At 67.8% G+C, this 22,355-nt stretch carries 12 protein-coding genes and 1 pseudogene; 6 read left to right on the top strand and 7 right to left on the bottom strand.

Features of this window, described 5'->3' with window-relative positions; all coding sequences use genetic code 11:
* The first annotated feature begins 109 nt into the window (after nt 1–109).
* Complete coding sequence (locus KVP70_RS11605) at nt 110–2,569, top strand: alpha/beta hydrolase family protein (protein ID WP_217942347.1); 2,460 nt, start codon at nt 110–112, stop codon at nt 2,567–2,569.
* Nucleotides 2,570–2,731: 162 nt separating this feature from the next.
* On the opposite strand, the gene KVP70_RS11600 is transcribed toward KVP70_RS11605, so the two are convergent.
* Both KVP70_RS11600 and KVP70_RS11595 read right to left on the bottom strand, forming a co-directional pair.
* Nucleotides 2,732–7,213 (bottom strand): translocation/assembly module TamB domain-containing protein, encoded by a 4,482-nt coding sequence (locus KVP70_RS11600; RefSeq protein WP_217942346.1) that lies wholly within the window; start codon nt 7,211–7,213, stop codon nt 2,732–2,734.
* Complete coding sequence (locus tag KVP70_RS11595) at nt 7,213–9,042, bottom strand: autotransporter assembly complex protein TamA (protein ID WP_217942345.1); 1,830 nt, start codon at nt 9,040–9,042, stop codon at nt 7,213–7,215. The genes KVP70_RS11600 and KVP70_RS11595 overlap by 1 nt, the downstream gene beginning before the upstream one ends.
* 163 nt (nt 9,043–9,205) lie before the next feature.
* Here KVP70_RS11595 and queC point away from each other — a divergent pair, with 163 nt between their 5' ends.
* Nucleotides 9,206–9,913, top strand: a complete 708-nt coding sequence (gene queC / locus KVP70_RS11590; RefSeq protein WP_217942344.1) for a 7-cyano-7-deazaguanine synthase QueC — start codon at nt 9,206–9,208, stop codon at nt 9,911–9,913.
* A complete protein-coding gene (locus KVP70_RS11585; RefSeq protein ID WP_217942343.1) occupies nt 9,914–12,973 on the top strand; it encodes a sensor domain-containing diguanylate cyclase in 3,060 nt (1,019 codons plus the stop codon). It begins immediately after the preceding gene.
* 15 nt (nt 12,974–12,988) lie between these two features.
* Here the strand turns inward: KVP70_RS11585 and KVP70_RS11580 are convergent, their stop codons facing one another.
* The 3 genes and pseudogenes from KVP70_RS11580 to KVP70_RS11570 form a co-directional block, all read right to left on the bottom strand.
* Nucleotides 12,989–13,381 carry a hypothetical protein gene (locus KVP70_RS11580; RefSeq protein WP_217942341.1) on the bottom strand — a complete coding sequence of 131 codons (393 nt, stop codon included), beginning with the start codon at nt 13,379–13,381 and terminating at the stop codon, nt 12,989–12,991.
* Between the two features lie 538 nt (nt 13,382–13,919).
* Nucleotides 13,920–14,009, bottom strand: a pseudogene (locus KVP70_RS35650) (PEP-CTERM sorting domain-containing protein); the annotation flags it as partial.
* Nucleotides 14,010–14,493: 484 nt separating this feature from the next.
* Nucleotides 14,494–15,153 carry an Npun_F0296 family exosortase-dependent surface protein gene (locus KVP70_RS11570; RefSeq protein ID WP_217942339.1) on the bottom strand — a complete coding sequence of 220 codons (660 nt, stop codon included), beginning with the start codon at nt 15,151–15,153 and terminating at the stop codon, nt 14,494–14,496.
* A 408-nt stretch (nt 15,154–15,561) separates the two neighbouring features.
* Between KVP70_RS11570 and KVP70_RS11565 the strand changes: the two genes are divergently transcribed.
* From KVP70_RS11565 to KVP70_RS11555, 3 genes are all read left to right on the top strand, one after another.
* On the top strand, nt 15,562–16,062 hold the full coding sequence (locus KVP70_RS11565; protein WP_217942338.1) for a hypothetical protein: 501 nt from the start codon (nt 15,562–15,564) through the stop codon (nt 16,060–16,062).
* Between the two features lie 140 nt (nt 16,063–16,202).
* A complete protein-coding gene (locus KVP70_RS11560; RefSeq protein WP_217942336.1) occupies nt 16,203–16,742 on the top strand; it encodes an FxDxF family PEP-CTERM protein in 540 nt (179 codons plus the stop codon).
* 124 nt (nt 16,743–16,866) lie between these two features.
* On the top strand, nt 16,867–18,810 hold the full coding sequence (locus tag KVP70_RS11555) for a GAF domain-containing sensor histidine kinase (RefSeq protein ID WP_217942334.1): 1,944 nt from the start codon (nt 16,867–16,869) through the stop codon (nt 18,808–18,810).
* Nucleotides 18,811–18,879: 69 nt separating this feature from the next.
* Here KVP70_RS11555 and KVP70_RS11550 read toward each other — a convergent pair whose 3' ends face one another.
* Both KVP70_RS11550 and KVP70_RS11545 read right to left on the bottom strand, forming a co-directional pair.
* Nucleotides 18,880–19,797 carry an SAM hydrolase/SAM-dependent halogenase family protein gene (locus KVP70_RS11550; protein WP_217942333.1) on the bottom strand — a complete coding sequence of 306 codons (918 nt, stop codon included), beginning with the start codon at nt 19,795–19,797 and terminating at the stop codon, nt 18,880–18,882.
* A 12-nt stretch (nt 19,798–19,809) separates the two neighbouring features.
* Entirely contained in the window at nt 19,810–22,299 is a 2,490-nt protein-coding gene (locus tag KVP70_RS11545; protein WP_217942332.1) for a TonB-dependent receptor plug domain-containing protein, read from the bottom strand.
* Between the last annotated feature and the right edge of the window lie 56 nt (nt 22,300–22,355).

The raw sequence follows: 22,355 nt of genomic DNA, 5'->3' as shown, positions 1-22,355 counted from the left end.
GCGCCACAGCGTTACAGATTGTCACGCATTATCCGGCAGTGATTGACAATCCCGGATAGCATAAGCAAACTGATCTGAGCAGCCCCGCTTCTGGACCGAAAGGATATCCATGAACAAACCGTTAACCTTGCTGCCCCTGAATCTGGGATTGATGGCCGCCTCGCCGCAGGCCGGCGCGCAGGAGGATGGTTACCGCCTGCCACCTTCCGCCTTGCTGGACATTGTCGACGCGCCGCGCGCGCCGGCGCTCAGCCTGAGCCCCCAACGCAACCTGGTCGCCGTGGTGCAAACGCCGCCGCTGCCGGGCATCGCCGAAGTGGCGCAGCCGGAGCTCAAGCTGGCCGGCCTGCGCATCAACCCGCGCACCTGTTCCTCCTCCCGCTTCTCGTTCGGCACCGACCTTGCGCTGCTCGACATCGCCACGCAAAAGGAAAGCCGCATCCGCGGCCTGCCGCGCGCGCTGCGCCTGGCGGACCTGGCCTGGTCGCCGGACCAGCGCTACCTGGCGTTCTCGCACGTGGCCTACAAGGGCGAGCGCGGCGCGGTGGAACTGTGGCTGGTCGATATCGCCGCGCGCAAGGCCAGGCGCTTGTCGGCGCAGCCGCTGTCGGCGGTGCTCACGCGCGGCTTCAACTGGCTGCCGGACAGCAGCGGCTTGCTGGCGCACTGGCGTCCGGCCGGCATCGGCAAGGCGCCGCAGTCGGATGGCATTCCCTCCGGCCCGATCCAGCAGGACAGCGAACCCGGTGGCGCCGTGCGCCAGCTGCGCACCTATCAGGACCTGCTGAAGAACGAGGCCGACGCGCGTCTGTTCGAGTACTACATCACGGTGCAGATGGTGCTGCTGGACCTGCACGGCAAATCGCGCATGATCGGCGCGCCGGGGCAGTTCTCGCGCACCTCGATCGCGCCGGGCGGCCAGTACCTGCTGACGCAAAGCGTGACGCGCCCTTACTCCTACATCGTGCCGGCGTCGAGCTTCGGCGAGCGGGTCGAGGTGCGCGACCTGAATGGCGACGTGCTGCACACGGTGACCACGCTGCCGCTGGAAGAAGGCCTGCCGCAGGGGAATGACGCGGTGTCCGAAGGCGTGCGCCATGTGTCGTGGCGGGCCGACGTGCCGGCCACGCTGGTGTGGACCGAGGCGCAGGACGGTGGCGATCCGGCGCGTCCGGTGATCGACAACATCCGCGACGTGGTCTACATGCACGCGGCGCCGTTCCGCGAACCGCCGCTGGTGCTGGCGCGGCTGGCGATGCGCTACGCCGGCATCGCCTGGGGGCGCGGCGACGTCGCGCTGATCAACGAACGCTGGCACAAGACGCGCGACTACAAGCAGTGGATGATCGAGCCCGAACACCTGTCCACGCCGCCGGAGCTGATCTACGCCGGTTCGTACGAAGACCGCTACAACAGCCCCGGTTCGCCGGTGATGCGGGCCGACGCCAGCGGCTTCCCGCGCCTGTTGATCGGCCCCGGCACCACGGTGCTGCTGGACGGCGCCGGCGCCACGCCGGAGGGCGACCGTCCCTTCATCGACCGTCTGAGCCTGACCACCAAACAGAAGGTGCGGCTGTTCCAGAGCAGCGCGCCGTATTTCGAGAACGTGGCGGCGGTGCTGAACGACGAAGGCACGCTGTTGCTGACGACGCGCGAATCGCCGACCGAGCGGCCCAACTACTATCTGCGCGACCTGACCAAGCCGGAACCCGCGCAGCTGACGGCGCTGACCAACTATCCGCATCCGACCCCGCAGCTGAAGGATGTGCACAAGGAGCAGATCCGCTATCCGCGCAACGACGGCGTCGAGCTGACGGCCACGCTGATGCTGCCGGCCGGCTACGACGCCGTCCGCGACGGCCCGCTGCCGCTGCTGATGTGGGCCTATCCGCAGGAGTTCAAATCGGCCGGCGCGGCCAGCCAGACCACCGGTTCGCCCTACCGCTTCAACGCGGTCAGCTACTGGGGCCCGGCGGCCTTCCTGGCGATGGGTTACGCGGTGCTGGACAATCCATCCTTCCCCATCATTGGCGCCGGCGAAGCGGAGCCGAACGACAGCTATCTGCCGCAGCTGGTGGCGGACGCGCAGGCGGCGGTGGACGAGGTGGTGCGGCGCGGCGTGGCCGACCGTCACCGCATCGCCATCGGCGGCCATTCGTATGGCGCTTTCATGACCGGCAACCTGCTGGCGCATACGCGCCTGTTCCGCGCCGGGATAGCGCGCAGCGGCGCCTACAACCGCACGCTGACGCCGTTCGGCTTCCAGTCCGAGGAGCGGCCGTTCTGGCAGGCGCAGGAGGTGTACCAGGCCATGTCGCCGTTCAATAACGCCGACAAGATCAAGGATGCGATGTTGCTGATCCACGGCGCCGAGGACAGCAACACCGGCACCTTCCCCTTGCAGAGCGAGCGCATGTTTCAGGCCATCAAAGGGCTGGGCGGCACGGCGCGGCTGGTGATGCTGCCGAACGAGTCGCACGCCTACCGCGCGCGCGAGTCGATCCTGCACATGCTGTACGAAACCAATGCCTGGCTGGATAAATACGTCAAGCACGCGAAACCGGGGTAGGGCGGCGTAGAATGGGGGATCGTGTCAGCTCAAGGAGTACCGACCATGCACAACGTACACCGCGCCCCCGATCCCGTACCGGTGGATGATCCGGCGCCGCCGGCCATCCCCCATCCCGTGCCGCAGGACGACCCGGTGCCGGACCACAACCCGAGCTAAGGCTTAATCAAAGGCCCAGGTGTAGAGCACGTCCAGCGCGTTGTTGGTGCCGGTCTGGAATTGCAGCGAGATGCGCGGGTTCAGCTTGTATTTGAGCTTGACCAGGCTGGTCGCCGTGCCCGTGCCCTGTTCAAAACTCAGGTAAGCGCGCGACGACAGGCGCTTGCCCACCGTGACCACCGTGGTCTGCAAGCCGGTCGCCGCGCCGGACGCCGTGCCGGCGGCCTGGCTCACGCCCAGTTCATCCACGCCCAATGCATTGGCCAGCTTGCCCTGGCCGCCGCCGAACAGCGCGCCCGCCGCAGCGCTGAGCAGCGCCATGTCGTTGCCGCCGGTGTTGTCGATGCCGTGGCCCAGCACCAGCCAGGCCAGCTTGTCGCTGTCCGACACGGCCGGCGTCGACACCAGCTTGGCCACCGGCGCCAGCGCCGTGCCGCGCACTTCCACGCCCGCTTCCACGTTGGTCTCGCTGAGCGCTTCGCCTTCCGGTCGACGCCGCACGGCCAGGATGTTCAGGCCGGGGTTGTCGTAGGCGCCGGTGAAGTTGATCACGCCGCGGTCGATCGCCAGCTTCTGTCCGTAGGCCGCATAGGTGCCGTTCTCCACCCGGATGCTGCCGGTGACGCGCGGCGGCCGGCGGTCCGCCACGCGGATGCGCACCGTGCCGGCCAGTTGCGCGTCCAGGCCCTTGCCTTTGAGCTTGAATTCGTCGCCCAGGTCGGCCTCGAGGTCGATATTGAGAGGCTGGCCTTGCGCTGTCTTGACCGGCGCCGCGCCCTTGCCGATGATGACCACGTCGTCGCTGAGCGTCGGCGTGTTCTCGCCGGCCAGTTCGATGTTGGCGCGGTCGGCGCGGAACTTGCCGTCCAGCTGGAAGCGTTTGGCGTCGCGCACCAGCGTGCTCTGGCCGCTGATAACCAGGACGCGGTCGGGCCGCGCCAGCACTTCCAGCTTGTCGGCGCTGAGCTTGAGGCTCATGGTGGCTTCGTTGCCGGCGTAGCGTATCCAGCCGTCGGCCTGGGCGTGGCCCTCGGCGCCGTCGAAGGCCAGCTTTTGCAGTTGCAGCTGGTCGCCGGCGAGGCGCGCCTGCAACTGGCCGTTGCGCAGTTTGATGCCCTGGTCCACCCAGTTCAGTACCAGCTTGTCGCCGCTGATGTCGCCGTTCAGCTGCGGCGCGCCCAGCGTGCCGCTGCCGGTGACGGCCAGTTTCAGCGCGCCGTCGATTTCCAGTCCCGGCTGGCCGGCCAGCGGCGCCAGCCAGGCCAGCGATCCCATGCTGGCGGTGCCGTTCAGCGTGATGGCGCTGCTCTCGGTCAGGCGGCCTTCGTGCAGCTGGGCGGTGGCGTCGATGCGGGCCTGGCCGGCGCGGGTGCCGTCCAGGTTCAGTTGCAGGTGCAGCGTGCCGTCGTTGACGTCGACGCGGCCGTCCAGCGTGCGCAGGCCGAGCGGCTGCGGCAGGTCGGCGCCGGTGATGGTCAGGTCGCCCTGCTCGCGGTACACGTGCAGCATGCCGCCGAGGACCGGCGGGTTGCCCTTGCTGGCCGCTTGCAGGTTCATGCTCCATTCCGCGCCGACCGTCATGTTGCTGCGGACGTTGTCGCGCCAGGCGTCGGAGAGCTGGGCCAGGTAGTTGACCGGCACGCCGGCCGCCAGCCCTTTGCTGCGCCAGGCGGGGCCGGTTTTTTCCAGGCTGTCGATGCGGATGCTGCCGTCGGGGAGCTTGATGGTGGCGCTGCCCAGGGCGATCTGCTCGGGATGCAGCAGGCCGGCCACGCCGCTGCCTGCCGGCGCGGTCAGCTTCAGCGGCGCCGGCGCGGCCAGCGTCAGGGCGAAGCGGCCGCGGTTTTGCAGCGTGTCGATGGCGCCGGTCCAGCTGTCGTTGGCCCAGCCGCCCTTGACGCGCACGGCGGCGTCGAAGTCGGCGTTGCTGGCGCTGACCTGCAGCGTGTGGCTGCTGCGGGTGCCGCTGGTTTGCAGGCGCGCCTTGTCCAGCGTCAGGGCAGGGGAGACGTAATGGGTGATCTCGATGTCGCTCACCAGCGGGACGTCGGCGTAGCTGTCGCTTTCGGCGCGGACGCGGGCGCGTGCGCCCGGCGTTGCGGCCGGCGCTGTGCCGGCCGCCGTCGCGACGGTGCTGCCCAGCGTGGCGCTGCCGCGTATCGTGTCAATCTGCTGCTGGCCCGGCGCGCGCAGGTTGGCGCCATCCAGCGTGAGCGCCAGCGCCGGCTTGGCGGTGGTGCCGGACAGGGTGCCGCTGGCGCGCAGCGTGCCGGCGAACTGCGGACCCAGCGCGGCCAGCTGCGGTGAGTTGAGCTTCCATTCCAGCTTGTCGAGCGCGCTGCCGAAGCTGCCCTTCGCTTGCAGGCTGTTGGCAGCCAGCCGCAGATCGATGTCTGCGTTGCTGATGCTGTCCTTGTCGGCGTTCAGTTTCGCGTAGCCGCTCAACGGCGCGTTGGCGAAGGTCGATGGTTGCAGCGTCAGGTTCAAGCCTGCGCGCCAGTCGCTCGCCAGCCGGGCGTCGGCAGTGAAGGTGGCGTTGACGGCGCCCGCCTGCGCCGCGCCGAATGCGGCGGGATTGAGGCGCTGTATGGCGCCGTTCATTTTCAGTTCGGGCGTTTTCTTCGGCCCGGCCAGCGCGATGTCGCCGGCGGCGTGGATCAGGCTATCCGGCGTGGGGCGTTTGGCGGAGGCCAGGCCCAAGCCCTTGGCGTCCGCTTCGAAGGTGGTGCGCGGCGCTTCCATGCTGCCGCTGGCGATGCCGCTGGCGTTGACGGCGCCGATCAAGTCGGAGGCCACCACCGACAATTGGCGGGCGTCGACTTTCCAGCGCAGCTGTTCGCCCGGTGCACCGAAGCTGCCGTTGATGTCGGCGCTGCTCTGCGCCAACGCCAGGTGGGCGTCGACGCCGCTGAGGTGCTTCGCGTCGGCATTGAGCTTGCCGTTGGCGGACAGGGTTAGTCCTGCGAGCTTGCTGGCCTTGAGGTCGAAGCTCGCCGCGACCTGCCATGCGGGGACGAGGTGGCCGCTGGCGCCGATGTCGGCATTGAGGTCGGCGATCGGATAGCCGGTGCCCAGCGCGGACGGGTCGAAGTGCTCGGCGCGCAGCTTGGCGCTGAATTCCTCCTTGTCTTTCAGGCTGGCCTGGCCGGTGGCGGTGATGCTGCCTTTCTTCGCCAGCAGGCGCGCCTGGTGCAGTTGCAGCACGGCGTCCGCCAGCGTGGCTTGCAGGTCGAGGCGCAGGCCATCCTGCGACAGCCGGGCCTCCAGCGACTGTTTGGTCGGCGTGCTGGCCAGCGTGATGTCGCCGGCGACGCTGGTTTTGTTGATGCTGCTGTGGATGTTCTTCAGGTCCAGGCGGTCGGTGTGCAGCGTGAACCGCGCGGCGTCGATGCCGGCTTCGGGGCCGCTGCGCTTGACCTGGCCGCCGCCGGTGAAGCGTCCCGCTGCGCCCAGGTCGAGCAGCACGTTTTCCAGCGTGGAGGCGGTCAGCGTACCGGCTAGCTTGCCGCTGAAGGCTTGCAGGGGCAGGCCTTGCTGGTCGAGCGGTGCGGCCTTGTCCTGGTTCAGCAGGGCGAATTGGCCGGACAGCTTCTGGTCCGCCGTGATGGCGACGCTGGCCTTGAGGCTGAACTTGGCCTGCGGCCAGCCGGGATTGAAGCCGGCCGGATCGAGATCGCGGGCGTTCAGGTCCAGCGTGCGCAGGATGATGGGATCGAACGGCGCCAGCGCCACATTGGCGTTGCCGCTGGCGCCATTGGCGCTGCCCTGCGCCTTCAAGGTTATCAGCGCCAGGTTGCCGCCGGCTTCCAGCGACAGCTGCGCGGTGCCGGCGCTGGCAGCAGCAACTGCGGCTTGCGCCAGCGCCGCCTTGCCTTGCAGCGCAAACGGCTTGTTGGCGCCGATGGTCAGGTCGGCCCTGGCGTCGCCGAACGCGGTGTGCGCGCTGGCGTCTTCCAGGTGCCAGCTGCCCTTGTCGCCGTACAGTTTTAAACGCAGGCGTTCGATCACGTTGCTGCCGGTGGCGCTGGTCAGCGTAAGCTTGTCGAGCCGCGCGTCGGACAGGTTGAGGCGGAACGGTGCGGCCAGCGATTCCGGCATCTTGGCCGGCTCGGACGGGCCCAGGCTTTGCACCGTCAGCGCGGCTACATGCAGCTCGCTGATCGACAGGCCTTCGGAAAAATACTGCAACGGCGACCAGTTGATGTCGATGTTGTCGGCCGTGATGACGCTGTCCTTGCTGCGGTAGACCAGCCGTCCGATGTGCATGCGGTGGTACAGCGATCCGCTCACGCCGCTGACGGCGACCTGGCCGCCGCTGGCGTTGGCGATGCGCTGCACCAGCTGCTGCAAGGTCGATTCGCGGCCCAGCAGCCAGACGGCGCCGGCCAGCAGCGCCACCAGCACGGCCAGCGAAATGAGCACCCGTTGCGGCCAGCGGCGGCGCGCTGGCGCGGCCGGTGTTTGCTTGTCTTGGTTGTCGGCCATCAGAAAGTGAATCCCAGCGAGAAGTGCAATCGATATTTGCGTACCGCGTGGCCGTAGGCGACGTCCACGTTGATCGGGCCGACGGGGCTCTTCCAGCGGCCGCCGGCGCCGTAGCCGGACTTCGGATGCAGCGCGTTGAAGGTGTCGCCGGCGTTGCCGGCGTCGTAGAACAGCGCCGCGCCGTAGGTCGGCTTGAACCAGTACTGGAACTCGGCGCTGGCGGTGGCCAGATAGCGGCCGCCGGTGATCGCGGCGCCTTCGCGCACGCCCAGCTCCTGGAAGGCGTAGCCGCGCACAGACTGGTCGCCGCCGGCGCGGAACAGGTACACGGCCGGCACGCCGTTCTTGTCGCGCGAGGCCAGCGCGCCGAGCTCACCGCGCAGTATCAGATTGGTGCTGGTGGTCAGCGGCCGGTACCACACGGTGCGCGCGTAGCCGCGCACGAAGGCCTGGTCGGTCAGGATGGGCAGCAGCGCGCCGCCCAGCTGCGCGTTGAGCGCGTAGCCCTTGGTCGGGAACAGCAGGTTGTCCAGCTTGCGCCAGGTGACGCCGTAGGTCAGCGGCAAACTCTTGCTGGTGCTGGACGGGACGCCGTCGAGCGTCTTGGTCTCGGTCAGCAGCTCCAGCGACAGGCTGCGCTCGAGCAGCGGCGTGCCCCAGGCGCGCTTGCCGGCCACGCTGGCCACGCTGGTGACTTCGCCCGAAATGTCGCTGCGCTCGAACGAGGCGCCGAAGCTGTCGTTGTAGCCGTCCGCCGTGGTGGGGAAGTAGAAGTCGCTGCGCGCGGTCTGCTTCTTGGTCTCCAGCGTCAGCGCGCTTTTCATGCGCAGGCCGAATACCGACAGGTCGTCATAGCTCAGCGAGGCGCGGTTGCCGGTGTTGGTGCTGAAACCCAGACCGGCGCTGACGTTGCGGCGCTTGTTCTCGGTCACGCGCACCAGCAGCGGCAGCGGCGCCATCGCGGCGTCGGCATTTTGCGCCGGGGTGGCGGCGCCTGCCTCCAACTGCTCGTTGAGGACCGCGCCCATGTCGGCGCTCACTTCCACGCTGGCGAAGTAGCCGGTGTCCTGCAGGCGCGATTGGTAGGATTGCAGCGCGGCCTCGCTGTAGTAGTCGCCGGGATGGATCTGGTTCAGGTTGCGGATGATGCCGGCCGGGTAGCGCTTCAGGCCTTCGATGCGCAATTCGCCGAAGCGCAGTTCCGGGCCGCTGTCGAGCACCACCCGCAGCGCGGCCAGATGGTTGTCCGGGTCCACCGTGGCCTGGCTGTCGGTCAGCTGCGCGCGCGGGTAGCGCGTCTGCACCACCTGGCGCAGCAGGCCGCGCTTGGCCTGCTCCCAGTCGGTCTGGCGGAACACCTGACCTCTTTTCAGCGTCCAGCCGGCCTTCAGCGCGGCGGTGTCGAACTGCTGGTCGGCGGCCAGGCCGGGCACGGGCGCGAAGCCCTGCAGCACCAGGTCGATCTCGCCGACCCGCACCGGCTCGCCCGGCTGCACGCTGACCTCGACCCTGGGCGTGTCGCCGTCGCGGTCGAGGCGGGCGCTCACCACCGGCGAGTAGTAGCCGTCGGTGGCCACCAGCGTCTTGACCTGGGCCGGCGCGGCGCGCACCAGCCGCAGCAGCTGTTCGCGGTCCATGCGCGCGTTGCCGCGGAAGCGCACCAGGTCCAGGTTTTGCTCCAGCAGTTCCGTCAGCGCGCCGGGGGCGTCGATGTGGACCTCGTATTGCAGGCCCTGGGCGGCGGCGGGCGGCGCCAGGGCGGCCAGTAATGCGGCCAGGACGCCGGCCGAGATGCCCGCTATGGCGAGGCGGCCGGATACTTTTGTCACAACTTGTGCCAAAATTCGTGATCCTGCCAATATTTTTGCTGGCGATGCCGGTAACATGAGACTCCATCTGGGTGTACGCTGCTTGCCATGTTACCGGATTGCCCTAAAAGATGGCGTACTTATAACGTTGCAACGCCTTGCAAGTCCTTGAAAGAACAAAGTAATGCTGCCTACCGATACCGCCCTGGTCCTGTTTAGCGGAGGCCAGGACTCCACCACCTGCCTGGCCTGGGCGCTGAAGCACTATGCGCGCGTGGAAACCATCGGCTTCGACTACGGCCAGCGCCACGCCGTCGAACTGACCGTGCGCCCGACCGTGATCGAACGCCTGCGCGCGCAATCGCCCGAGTGGAACGCCAGGCTGGGCGAGGACCACATGATCGACCTGTCGCTGATCTCCGAGATTTCGCAGACCGCGATGACGCACGATATCGCCATCGAAACCCAGGCCAACGGCCTGCCGAACACCTTCGTCCCCGGCCGCAACCTGCTGTTCATGACGGTGGCCGCCACCGTGGCCTACCGCCGCGGCCTGACGGTGCTGGTGGGCGGCATGTGCGAGACCGACTTCTCCGGCTACCCGGACTGCCGCGACGACACCATGAAGGCGCTGCAGGTGGCGCTCAACCTCGGCATGGCCACCCGCCTGAAGCTGGAAACCCCGCTGATGTGGCGCGACAAGCGCCAGACCTGGGAGCTGGCGCAGGAGCTGGGTGGCCAGGCGCTGGTCGACCTGATCCGCGACGGCACCCACACCTGCTACCTGGGCGAGCGCGGCGCGCTGCACGACTGGGGTTATGGTTGCGGCACCTGCCCGGCGTGCGCCCTGCGCGCGCGCGGCTACCGGCAGTTCGCGGGCACCGAGGGGTAGATGTCACCCGCCGCCCAGGCACGGCTGCGCCGGCTGGTGCAGGACACGCTCTCGCCGGGCGTCCTGCCGCTGCTGGTGCTGACCGGCTGCCTGGGCGCGACCGGCGTGCTGTGGCTGGGCGCGCGCCAGCACGCCGACCAGCAGGCGCAGGCGGACTTCGACAGCCGGGTGCGCGAACTGGTCAACAACCTCGACCGGCGCATGCAGACCTATGTGCAGGTGCTGTACGGCGTGCAGGGCCTGTTCGCCAGCTCCGCCGCGGTCGACCGCGACGAGTTCCGCAGCTACCTGGCCGGGCAAAACCTCAACCTGCATTTCCCCGGCATCCACGGCGTCGGCTACATCGCGCTGGTGACGCCGGCGCAGCGCGACGGCCATGAGCGCGCGATCCGGCTGGGCGGCCATCCCGACTACCGCCTGCGGCCGGACGGCGCGCGCGCCTGGTACGCGCCCATCGTCTACCTCGAACCGTTCGACCCCAACAACCGGCGCGCCTTCGGCTACGACGCCGCGTCCGAGCCGGTGCGGCGCGGCGCGCTGGAGCAGGCGCGCGACTCCGGCCTGCCCGCCGTCAGCGGCAAGATCCGGCTGGTGCAGGAAGAGGTCGAACCGGCCCAGTCGGGCTTTCTGCTGGTGCTGCCGGTGTTTCGCCGCTGGCAGTCGGCCACCACGGTGGCGCTGCGGCGCGCCGCCATCGAGGGCTGGGTGTACGCGCCGTTCCGCGTCGGCGAGCTGATGGCGGGGCTGGGCGGGCCGCGCGCCGGCGCGCTGGACGTGAAAATCTACGACGGCGACGCCATCGCGCCGGCCGCGCTGATGTACGACAGCCATCCGGGCGCCGGCGATGGCCGGCGCAACAGCCTGCAGCAGATCAGCGTCGGCGGCCACCGCTGGACGCTGGACATCGCCGCGCGCGCCAGCGCGGCGCCGGAGCGCGACAAGGCGCAGCAGGTCGCGCTCGGCGGCGTAATGCTGAGCGCGCTGCTGGCCGGGCTGACCTGGCTGCTGGCGCGCGGCCGCGTGCGCGCGCGCGACGCCCAGGCGCGCGCCGAACGCCTCAGCGGCGAGCTGCGCGAGGGCCAGGCCGCGCTGCTGGTGCTGGCCGAGGGCGCGCAGCGCAGCCAGGCCATGTTGCGCAGCATTCTGGATTCGACCGTCGACGGCATCCTGGTCGACAACCTCAAGGGCGGCGTGCTCAACGCCAACCGCCGCTTCCGCGAACTGTGGAACCTGCCCGAGCACCTGGACTGGCAGGCCGACGGCGCCGCGCTGATGGCGCACATGGCGCAGCAGATGCTCCATCCCGGCCAGGCGCTGCTGCTCGAGCCGGGGCCGCAGCAGCTGGCGTTGCCGGGCCTGCAGCGGCCCAGCCAGCTGGAGCTGCTGCAGCTGAAGGACGGCCGCGTGATCGAGCAGCACACGCGCGGCATGCAGCTGGGCAGCGAGCCGGCGCGGCTGTGGTCGTTCCGCGACATCACCGAGCGCACCCAGGGCGAGCAGCGCGAGCAGACCCGGCGTCACGTGCTGGAGCTGCTGGCCACCGGCGCGCCGCTGCAGACCATCCTCGAGAGCGTGGTGCAGGGCGTCGAGGCGGGCAACGAGGAAATGTTGTGCAGCATCCTGCTGCTCGACGAGAGCGGCGAGCACCTGCTGGTGGGCGCCGCGCCCAGCCTGCCGGCCTTCTTCAACGCCGCCGTGCACGGGCGCGCCATCCGCGGCGCGCAGGGCGCCTGCGCCCAGGCGGTGCTGACGCGCAGCCGCGTGATCGTCGAGGATATCGGCCGCGCGCCGGCCTGGGGCGAGTACCGCGACCTGGCCCTGCAGGCGCGGCTGGGCTCGTGCTGGTCCGATCCGATCTACGGCGCCGGCGGCAATGTGCTGGGCACTTTCGCCATCTACCACCGCGACGCCCGCCTGCCCAGCCTGGCCAACATCGCCCTGATCGAGCAGGCCGCGCGGCTGGCCGGCATCGCCATCGAGCAGGCCCAGGCGGCGGTGGCGCTGCGCGCCGGCGAGGCCCGCTTCCGCAGCCTGTACGACCACGCGCCGGTGGCGCTGTGGGAGCAGGACTGGTCGGGCGTGCACGCCGCGCTGGCCGAGCTGGAATTGTCCGGGGTCGACGACCTGGGCCGCTACCTGCAGGCCAACGCCAGCCAGCTGCGCCGCCTGGCCTCGCTGGTGCGCATCGTCGACGTCAACGCCGCCGCGCTGGCGCAGGTGGGGGCGGCGCCGGGGCGCAAGGATCTCTCGCAGCTGAGCCTGGCGCAGAACTTCGACCTGGCCGCCATGCCCAGCTTCGCGCTGGCGCTGACTGCGCTGGCCCAGGGCCAGCATTTCTTCGCCTGCGAGGGCAGCTACACCCGGCTCGACGGCACGGTCCGGCTCAACGAGCTGACCCTGCTGGTGATGCCCGGCCATACGCACAGCCTCGATTTCGTCATCGTCTCGACCCTGGACGTGACCGAGCGGCGTCGCATGGACGACGAGCTGCGTGTGCTGGCCACCACCGATTTCCTCACCGGCCTGCCGAACCGGCGCGAGTTCATGCGCCGCCTGGAGGACCAGCACGCCCGCCTGCGGCGCGACCTCGACGCCTGCGCCGCGGTGCTGCTGCTCGATGTCGACCATTTCAAGCACATCAACGACGAGCACGGCCACGCGGCCGGCGACGCCGTGCTGCGCCAGCTGGGCGCGCTGCTGCGCGACGGCCAGCGCAAGATCGACATGCTGGGCCGCATCGGCGGCGAGGAGTTCGCGCTGCTGCTGCCCGGCGCCGGGCCGGACGCGGCGTTGGTGTACGCCGAACGCCTGCGTCTGCGCGTGGCCGGGGCGGCCATGCCGATCGACGGTGGGGCGGGCTTGACGGTGATGGTGACGGTGAGTATCGGCATCGCCGCGCTCGGCGGGGGCGACAGCGGCGGCGACGTGGCCTTGCGGCGCGCCGACCAGGCCTTGTACTGCGCCAAGCGCGGCGGCCGTAACCGGGTGGCGCTGGCGGATGAGGAAATCAGGGCGGAGGCGGATCGGCCGGGAGTTCAGGTCCCGGCCGCTTCCGGTTGAAACGGTGCGTACTGCTTAGACTGCGTGTTCCAGCATGGCGCGCTGCTGCTGTTTGCGCGAGCGCGAGCGGAAGATCATGTAGATGCCGACCGGGATCAGCAGCGGCAGCAACAGGGGCGAGACCGCCGCCGCCACCACCACCGCCAGCAGCACCATGCCGCTGATCATCAGGATGCCGAGGCCGGCGAACAGCACGCCGACGAACACGGCCGCGCAGGTGATGGCCACGGTGGCGATCAGCAGGCCGCCGCCGGCGAACAGGGTGCCGAGCAGGAAGCCGATCGGGCCGTCGATCTCGTCGCCGTCGATGTTGACGTGCATGCCGTCACCGAACACCGACTGCCATGCGGAGGCGGCCAGCAGGACGATAAAGGCGGCGAATACCAGTTTTTTAGCGGTGATTTTCATGGCTGACCTCGGTGGTTGGGTTGTTCCGTGTTTCTTCTGCCGTTAGGCATGGTTGAACTGTACCCAGCGCGCCCGGCAAGGGCCAGCGGATTGCGACAGAGCGGCAAATTGACGGGATGGAATGCCGGTCCGGCGCGATGAGCGGGGAATGTTCCTTGATTTAAAGTTATGCCCGCCTATACTGATAATCTACCTATTGCAGGGAGGGCTAGAACATGGCTTGGCTAGAATTGAGCGAGGGTCAATCGATATCCTCGATGTGCAAGCGGACTCGGCGCCAACGTAGCGTCCAGCAGCTTTCCGGCGGGGGACCGAAAGGCCCGCCATCGGCGCCGCCGACGATACCGCCCATCATCATCACACCGTTCAGTTACCACATGCCGGATCCAGCCATCGATCCGCGCATCACGCCGCTGCGGCCGCCGATCATGCCGCCGCCGCGGCCGTGCATCTCGTGCTGAACGCCGTCGGTTGACCAGTCCCCAGCCAGACGTAAAAAAAGCCCGCTCAACGCGGGCTTTGGTGCTGGGCGGGGTGCTTAAGCGCGTGCCTTGCGACGGCGGGCGATGACGCCCACCAGGCCCAGGCCGGCCGCCAGCATGGCGTAGGTCGTCGGTTCCGGCACCGGCGCGATCTTGTACAAGCCGGCGTTGGAACTGGCCTGGAGCGAGGTGTAGAACTTGTCCACGCCGCTGCCGGCGTTGAACTCGTAGAACGCCGTGCCGTTGCCGGTCGTGCCGCCATTGCCGAAGTGCAGGCCGACGATGACGTCGCCGGTCAGCAGTTGGGGGAAGTCATAGGTCGTGACGTGGGTGATGGGATCGGCGCTGACATTGATGGAGATGATGGGCGCGCCGCTCTGGCCGGTGAAGCCGAAGTCGGTCGCCAGGATGGCGCTGACGGTGGCGGTGGCCGCCGGCGAGCTGTTGATGACGTTGCCGGGAACGAAGCCGGAACATGTCGAGACCGACACGCCGGGGACATCGAAGAAGATGTCGGTCAGGCTGCATGGGGCGAGCACGCTGGCCGACGCCAGACCGGAGACCGACAGCAGGGCGGCGGCAACGAGTTTTGGAAGTGTATTTTTCATGGTGGGCCTAGTTTTGTGAGGATTAGTAAAAACGCGGGTTGCTCTTGTCTTGACTCCGGCGGCTGGAAAACACCAGCAGACCGAGGCCGGTCAATAACATCGCGTAGGTGCGGGGTTCGGGAACCGCCGGGATGTATGAGTGGTTGTCCGATTCAAAGGCGTTCTGATTGGCCGAGAATGTGACTTGGGTGATCGTGGTGCCACCGTTGGTATGGAAGTTCATGTAGAAGCCGACTTGCTGATTGCCGTCGGCCAGCTGGCTGGCGGCGGCCGCCATGTCGCTGCCGTTGATCTGTAACACCATCGTGTTGCCGCTATACATGGTGACGATGTTGTAGCTGTCGGGCGAACCCATGTAGTAACCAAAATAGCTGACGCCCAGGCCGCCGAAGCTCACGCTGGACGACGACGGCTGGCCGTTGCTCACGCCGACCGAGAAAAAGGCGGTGAGATCGCCCGGCGGCTCGGCGGCGTAGCCGGAATTGCCCGGCGCCGGGATCAGTGCGCCCAGTTGGTCGTAGGTGGCGAAGCCGACCGGCAGCAGGCCGTCGTCGAAGGTGTTGGTGGTGACGCCGCCGACGCCGGAGGTGAGGCCGGCGGTGGCGCTGTAGGTGACGGCGGCGCTGGCGCTGAGCGCGGCGCCGGCCAGGCCGAGGGCCAGCAGGGTTTTGGAGAGTGACATGTTGGCGTTCCTTATTTGAACCCGGTGAACGATTGCACCCGGCTTGAGCTTTTATTAACTACTGGAAACGGATGATTCAAGATTGATAATAGTAATGCTCCCTTGATAATGCCCGTCCAACTTTAGAGTGTTTCATCGGTTTATGTTAATTATGGTGCCAGTTTGTGATATCGGCGCGCCGGCGCCGGCGGAAATGCCGCTTTCAGCCCCTCAGTGACTAGCAAATTGCTGACCAGAAAGTAAAATTCGAGGCGTTGCTCTGTAACAATTCCGTGCAAAAAACAAACAGCCGGCCGCGCCGGGCCGGCGCCGGATGGTTTGCGCTTGATCTGCGACTTTTCTATTGTTGTTACGGGGCTGGCCGCTTATCATTTCACCCCCATCCCACTTTCACCACGAGTCCACAGCATGAGCGCAGACTACCCCGACACCGAACAGCAGCAGGACGACGACGCCCCGATCCAGGAGGCGCGCGTATGGCAGGGGAATGGCTGGACCGCGCGCGTCATCAAGAACGATGACGACGAGGGGTGGGCGGTGGCGATGATCAAGGATGGCGAGCCGGAGCCGGCGCTGGTGGGGCCGTGGACCATGGGCCGCGACAAGAAGAACCCCAAGCCGCTGGACGTCAACGCCTTCAACACCCTGGTCAAGACCGCCAACGAGGTGATCCGCCGCCACGAGCAGCAGCTGCACGCCCAGCTGCACAAGAATGTCTTCGTCAACGGCGACGATGGCCAGGTCAAGGTCTGCCTCGACATCGTGCCCGACGAGGACGACCCCTACGCCACGCTGAGCGCCTTCGACCCGTATGGCGAAGAGCTGGCGCGGGTGCGGGTGGCGCCGACCTTCAAGCTGAGCGTGGCCAGCGCGTCGGCGTGGATGGACAACGGCTACCGCAAGCCCTAGTTTCCGGCGTCATCTGTTCTTTATTGGAATTAAGATTTCGTTAAATAAACGTGTAAGTAGATGTAACATTCTATCGTGCGCGGCCGTCTGGAAATGACGAGACTGCTACATTTTGAACTCCCATTTTTTAGGAGTTAGAAATGATTAAAGTCAAAGCCCTGACGGGCGCCATCGCCATGGCCGGCGCCGCCCTCATGTCGCAAGGCGTGCTGGCGGCCGATATCAGCAATCCCGACACCCCGCTCGACCTGAGCGCCGGTGCGGCCTACGTCGGCCACTTGGTCACCGGCAACAACGCAGGCAATACCTTCGCCGACAAATACACCTTCACCCTGGCCGGCTCGTCGCTCATTTCGGCCGACGTGTATTCGCACTCGGGTCTGGCGAAGAACGGCCTCGACATCACCGGCCTGGCGCTGTACAACGCCGGCGGCCTGCTGCTGGGTGGCACCCAGCTGTCGACCGGCGCCACCGACCAGTGGCAGCTCGATTCGTCCATCCTGGGCGCCGGCAGCTACTACCTGCTGGTGAGCGGCAGCGCCATGTCCAAGTCGGCCGGTTCGTACTCGTCCGGCGTGACCGTGACGGCCGTGCCGGAACCGGAAACGTATGCCATGCTGCTGGGCGGCCTGGGCCTGATCGGCGCGATGGTGAGCCGCCGCCAGCGCAAGCAGGCTTAAGCCTTTACCGCACGGAACAACAGCCAGGGCATCGTCGACGCCCTGGCTGTTTTGGTTTCTGTGGCCGGGGCGGGCCGGACCTGCTAGTATTTCCTATGCGCATTACCTCACACTAGGAAAATCGATGGAAAGTCGTCTCACCCGCCTGGAAGCCGTGCAAACCATGCTGCTGGAAATCGGGCAGAAGTCGAGCAGTTGTACCGACATCAGCGAGTTCCTGCAGGCCGTGCATGCGGCGCTGGGACGCATCATGTATGCCGCCAATTTCTTCGTGGCCTTGAGCGACCGCGACGGACCGGTCAACCAGGTGCGCTTCGTGTATTTCGTCGACGAGGTGGACGACCCGCCCAGCCGCGACGCGCTGTTCGAGCTGGTCGAGGGCGAGTCGCCGACGGCGACCGTGATCGCCAGCCGCGAGCGCATGGTGATGACGGCCGCCGAGCACCAGTCGCGGCGCGAGGCCAACGCCGGCTTCGGCATCGGCACCATCGCCGAGCACTGGATGGGCTGTCCGCTGCTGGACCAGAACCACCAGTCGCTGGGCGCCATCGTGATCCAGAGCTACGACAAGGAACACACCTTCAGCGACGAAGACCAGGCGCTGTTCGCGCTGATCGCCAACCACGTGTCGAGCGCGCTGCAAGGCTTGCAGAGCATGGACCGGCTGGAGCGCGCGGTGCAGGAGCGCACCGCCTTGCTGGCGCACGAGGTGGCCGAGCGGCGCCGCGCCGAGAACATCCAGCGCGCGCTGTACGAGCTGGCCAACCTGTCGGCCACGGCCACCGGCGGCAGCCGCCTGAACATGCGGCTGCACCAGATCATCAGCGAACTGGTGCCGGCGCAGAATTTCCTGATGGCGCTGTACCACCCGGACACCAAGGAAATCAGCATCCCGTATTTCGTCGACCAGAAGGACGAGCAGGCGCCGGTCAAGCGCTTCGACTACGGCGTCGGCATGTCCTCGTATGTGCTGCAGCGCAAGCAGGCCATGCTGCTCGACCGCGCCGGCTTCCAGGCGCTGGTGGCCAGCGGCGAGATGGAGCACCCGCTGGGCAACGTCGACATCGCCAGCTGGATGGGCGCGCCGATGCTGCTGGGCGACGTGGCCTATGGCGTGATCATCGTGCAGAGCTACGACGACGCGGTAACCTACACCCAGGCCGACCTCGACATCCTGGCCTTCATGGCCAGCCACGTGGCGGTGGCGATCGCGCGCATGCAGGCCGACCGCGAGATCCGCCGCGCCAAGGAGGCGCTGGAGGAACAGAACGCGGCGCTGGAGAGCGCGCTGACCTCGCTCAAGGATGCGCAGGGCGAACTGGTGCGGCAGGAGAAGCTGGCCTCGCTGGGCCGGCTGGTGGCCGGCGTGGCGCACGAGATCAACACGCCGCTGGGCATCTGCGTGACGGCCACCAGCCACCTGGTGGAAGAGCTCAAGCTGACGCGCGAGGACATGGCGGCCGGCACCCTGGACGAGGACGGCCTGAACCAGTTCTTCGACATCATCTCGCAATCGCTGCGCATCATGACCACCAACACCCAGCGGGCGGCGGCGCTGGTGCGCAGCTTCAAGCAGGTGGCGGTGGACCAGTCGTCCGACGATATCCGCAGCTTCAACCTGCGCAAATACCTGGACGAGGTGCTGCTGTCGCTGCAGCCCAAGCTGAAGGGCAAGCCGGTCGCCGTCGAGATCGACTGCGACGAGCGCATCGAGATGGCCAGCTTCCCCGGCGCGGTGTCGCAGATCGTCACCAATATGGTGGTCAACTCGCTGGTGCACGGCTTCGAGGAGGGGCAGTCCGGCAAGATCAGGATCAGCGGCAAGGTCGACGGCGACTTCGTCGACTTCGACTACAGCGACGACGGCGCCGGCATGGACAACAGCACCCTGGCGCAGCTGTTCGACCCCTTCTTCACCACCAAGCGCGGCTCGGGCGGCAGCGGCCTGGGCGCGCACATCCTGTACAACCTGGTGACCGGCGCGCTGGGTGGCACCATCAAGGTGGTCAGCGCGCCGGGCATGGGCCTGCACTACAAGCTGCGCTTCCCCAAGGTCAAGCGCAAGTAGGCTTTACCCCGCACGGCGATGAACCGTTGGGGTCAGACCCCGTACGGGGTCTGACCCCGCTGTACCGGGTTACTTCGGGGCCTTGCTGATCTCCACTTCCCAGTCGACGCCGGAATCGATGTGGTGCTGTTTGGCGTAGTTGCCCTGGCTGACGGCGAGCGCCACATCCAGCAGGCTGTTCAGGTAGACCAGCGGCTTGCCCTGGGCGACGCCGCCGAAGGTGTGCTCGAACGGCGCCACCACCTGGTCCACCTGCTTGCCCTTGTGCAGGATGCGCACCTGCACGCGATCATGCACGCCGATGTCCAGTTCGTCGAACAACGCTTTCGGGATATTGGTCCAGACGTTGCCGTACTTGATGTCCAGCACAGGGATGATGCCGCGCACCACCTTGCCCTGGCGGACCGCCTTCTGGTAAGGGATCTTCACCACCGATGCGCTCGGCAGCACCGGGCCGACCTGCTCGAAATTGATCGCGCCCGAGGCCAGCCGCGCGCCGACGTAGGCGTAGACGTCGCGGCCGTGGAAGGTGTAGGACTCGCCGGAGCCGGGCAGGCGGTTGAGCTGCTCGTCGATCTCGCGCAGCTCGGCCACACCGTCGCGCTCGGCGATCAGGGTAAACAGGCCGTTGTCGGGGCCGACGAAGTAGCGGCCTTCCTTGGTTTTCAACACCACCGACTTGCGGGTGGTGCCGACGCCCGGATCGACCACGGCGACGAACACGCTGCCTTGTGGCCAGTAGTTGGCGGTCTGGTACAGGCGGTAGGCGCCCAGCCAGATGTCGTAGTCGGGGATGTTGTGGGTCAGGTCGGAGACGTTCAGCTTCGGGTCGACGCCGTAGGCCACGCCGTGCATGGCGGAGACGGCGCCGTCCGAGGTGCCGAAGTCGGTCAGCAGCACCAAAGCGTTGCTGGCGTGGGCTTGCACGGCCATCAGGGTGCTGAGGCAGGCGGCGGCGAACAGGGTGGAGATGCGGGTGAGCTTCATGAGGTCCTCGGGTTAGAAAGTGTAGCGCAGGCGGCCGTAGAAATACGCGCCGTTGACGCCGATCGGGTTGATGAAGTTGTACGGCAGCGCGCCGCCGTAGGTGGCGTTGTTGGTCTGGCGCACGCGCTCGGGATAGCGGTCGAGCAGGTTGTCGCCGCCGACGGCCAAGGTCAGCTGTTTGTTGAGCTTGAACTGCGCCTCCAGGTCGACCGACCACACGGCGCCGAACGATTGCGCGTGCACGCCCTCGTCGATGGGCGCGTCCTGGTCGTACGAGAAATCCTTCAGCGCGCCAAAGCGGGTAGCGCGCGCCAGCAGGCTCCAGCGCGCGGCCTGCCAGTCGGCGCTCAGCACCAGCTTGCTGGCCGGCGAGGCGTGGCGGATGCGGTACAGGCTGGTGTCGGTCAGCAAGGTCAGCGATGGATCGACGTTGGCCAGCGCGGCCGAGCTTTGCCGCACGTGGTCGAGGCGGGTCTTGTTCAGGTTGAGCGCGGCGCTCAGGTCCAGCTTGCCGCCGGCGAAGGGCAGGTCGTGGCTCAGCACCGCGTCCAGGCCGGTGGTGCTGGTGTCGAGCAGATTGGCCAGGTAGGCCACCGACTGGATGTCGCCGCGGCCGATGCCGGCCAGATAGGCGGTGGCGGCGTCGCTTTGCAGGTCGCTGGTGCGGGTGATGCGGTCGCGGATCTTGATGCGGTAGGCGTCCAGCGTGAAGCTGGTGTTGCGCTGCGGACGCCACGCCAGGCCCAGCGACAGGTTGGTCGATTTCTCAGGCTTGAGCGCCTCGGCGCCGAAGCTGCGCGCCAGCGGATCGCTGGCCGGCAGCAAGGAGGCGGTCTGCAGGCCGCTGCCGTCGCTGTTGAAGTTGAGCGTGGAGAAGCGGAAGCCGGTCTGCACCAGGGCCGGCGCGCGGAAGCTGTTGGACCAGGAGCCGCGCAGCAGGAAGGTCTCGCTCAGCTTGTAGCGCGCCGACAGCTTGCCGGTGCTGGCGCTGCCGAAATCGCTGTAGTGCGAGTAGCGGGCGGCCGCGCCCAGCAGCAGGCCGCTGGTGACGTCGCTTTCGACGTCGGCGTACACCGAGCGTATCGAGCGGCCGCCGTCGAAGGCGTCCTGCGGCCGCAAGCCGGGGCCGGCCTGCGCCCCCGGCGGCGCGTCGACGATGGGGCCGGCCGCGTAGGAGGCGGCGTCGCCCGGCGAGCTGCGGTAGGTCTCGTGCATGGCCTCGACGCCCAGCGCCAGATTGACGGGCGCGCCCAAGTTCAAGCCGAGGTCGAGCTCGCGCGTGAGGTCGGCGTTGAGCGCGTTCTGGCGGAAGTCGAAGCCGGCCAGGTGGAAGCTGGTCGGGCTCTGCGCGCCCAGCGAGGCGTTGGCCGAATGGTCGAGGTCGTAGCGGAACAGGTTGCCGCCGTGGCGGGCGCTCAAGTCCCAGTTCCAGCCGGCGCCGGCGAAGCGCGCGCCGGCCACCACGCTGACGTCGCTCATGTCGCCCTTGGTCACCGGACGGTAGCCGGCCGGGTACAGCGCCGGCACGTTGGACGGGTCGCCCGGATAGCGGAAGTAGGCGCTGCCGTCGGACTTGCGCTGGTTGACGGTGGCGAACGAATACAGATCGACGCCGTTGGCCAGCGGCAGCAGCGCGTTGTAGAACAGGTAGTTGTTGTTCTGCTGCGAGTCGCCGGACTTGAACACCACCTTGCCGTCCAGCGCCAGGTCGGCCGGGGTGGCGTTCCACGAGGTCCAGCCGGCGTCGCTGAAGCCGGCGCGCTGGGTCGGGGCGCGGCGGCGGGTGTCGAAGCCGAAGCGCAGGAAGCCGGCGTCGCCCAGCGGCACGCCGTAGTCGGCGCTGGCGGTCTTGGTCTGGCCGTCGGTCTTGGTTTCGTTGGTGGGCTTGAAGTCGGTGTGGTTGGCGCCGTAGCCGAGCGCGGCCGAGCCGCCGCTGCGGGCGTTCTTGAGCACGATGTTGATGACGCCGGCCACGGCGTCGCTGCCGTACTGGGCGCCGGCGCCGTCGCGCAGGATTTCGATGTGGTCGATGGCGCCGGGCGGGATGGCGTTGACGTCGACCGGCACCGTGCCGGCGAAGCTGCTCTCGGTGTCGAGCACGGCGCTGGTGTGGCGGCGCTTGCCGTTGATCAGCACCAGCACCTGGTCCGGCGCCAGGCCGCGCAGCTGGATGCCGCGCACCGAGTCGGCGGCGCCGCTCGATTCGATGCGCGGGAAGTTGATCGACGGCGCCAGGTTCTGCAGCGCCGCGCCCAGCTCGCCGCTGGACAGGGCGTGCTCCACCTCGCGCTGGCCGAAGCGGTCGATCGGCACGGCGCTGTCGTACACAGTGCGGTTGCGCGCGCGCGAGCCGACCACGGTGACCTGGTCGATGGCGGCGTCGCCGGCTGGTGCTTGCTGCGCCTGCCCCTCGGGCAGCGCGGCCAGCAGCAGCGCGCAGGCGAGCACGCTGCGGCGCAAAGGCAAGTGGAGGAGGGCGTGCGGACGGGCTGGCTGGTGCATCGTGGATTCCTTGCGTGGTCTGGACCGGACCACGATCTTAATGGCAAGGAATTAAG

Source organism: Duganella violaceipulchra (genome assembly GCF_019166075.1).
GTDB classification, from domain to species: domain Bacteria; phylum Pseudomonadota; class Gammaproteobacteria; order Burkholderiales; family Burkholderiaceae_D; genus Rugamonas; species Rugamonas violaceipulchra.
The sequence above is the reverse complement of the archived record's forward strand: the minus strand, read 5'-3'. Positions and strand labels throughout refer to the sequence as shown.

Excerpts from the sequence above, each read along its gene's own strand:
- KVP70_RS11600 (WP_217942346.1), bottom strand. The coding sequence starts at position 7,213 with ATGGCCGACAACCAAGACAAGCAAACACCGGCCGCGCCAGCGCGCCGC.
- KVP70_RS11545 (WP_217942332.1), bottom strand. The coding sequence starts at position 22,299 with ATGCACCAGCCAGCCCGTCCGCACGCCCTCCTCCACTTGCCTTTGCGC.
- KVP70_RS11565 (WP_217942338.1), top strand. The coding sequence starts at position 15,562 with ATGAGCGCAGACTACCCCGACACCGAACAGCAGCAGGACGACGACGCC.
- KVP70_RS11585 (WP_217942343.1), top strand. The coding sequence starts at position 9,914 with ATGTCACCCGCCGCCCAGGCACGGCTGCGCCGGCTGGTGCAGGACACG.
- queC (WP_217942344.1), top strand. The coding sequence starts at position 9,206 with ATGCTGCCTACCGATACCGCCCTGGTCCTGTTTAGCGGAGGCCAGGAC.
- KVP70_RS11560 (WP_217942336.1), top strand. The coding sequence starts at position 16,203 with ATGATTAAAGTCAAAGCCCTGACGGGCGCCATCGCCATGGCCGGCGCC.
- KVP70_RS11605 (WP_217942347.1), top strand. The coding sequence starts at position 110 with ATGAACAAACCGTTAACCTTGCTGCCCCTGAATCTGGGATTGATGGCC.
- KVP70_RS11580 (WP_217942341.1), bottom strand. The coding sequence starts at position 13,381 with ATGAAAATCACCGCTAAAAAACTGGTATTCGCCGCCTTTATCGTCCTG.
- KVP70_RS11555 (WP_217942334.1), top strand. The coding sequence starts at position 16,867 with ATGGAAAGTCGTCTCACCCGCCTGGAAGCCGTGCAAACCATGCTGCTG.
- KVP70_RS11570 (WP_217942339.1), bottom strand. The coding sequence starts at position 15,153 with ATGTCACTCTCCAAAACCCTGCTGGCCCTCGGCCTGGCCGGCGCCGCG.
- KVP70_RS11550 (WP_217942333.1), bottom strand. The coding sequence starts at position 19,797 with ATGAAGCTCACCCGCATCTCCACCCTGTTCGCCGCCGCCTGCCTCAGC.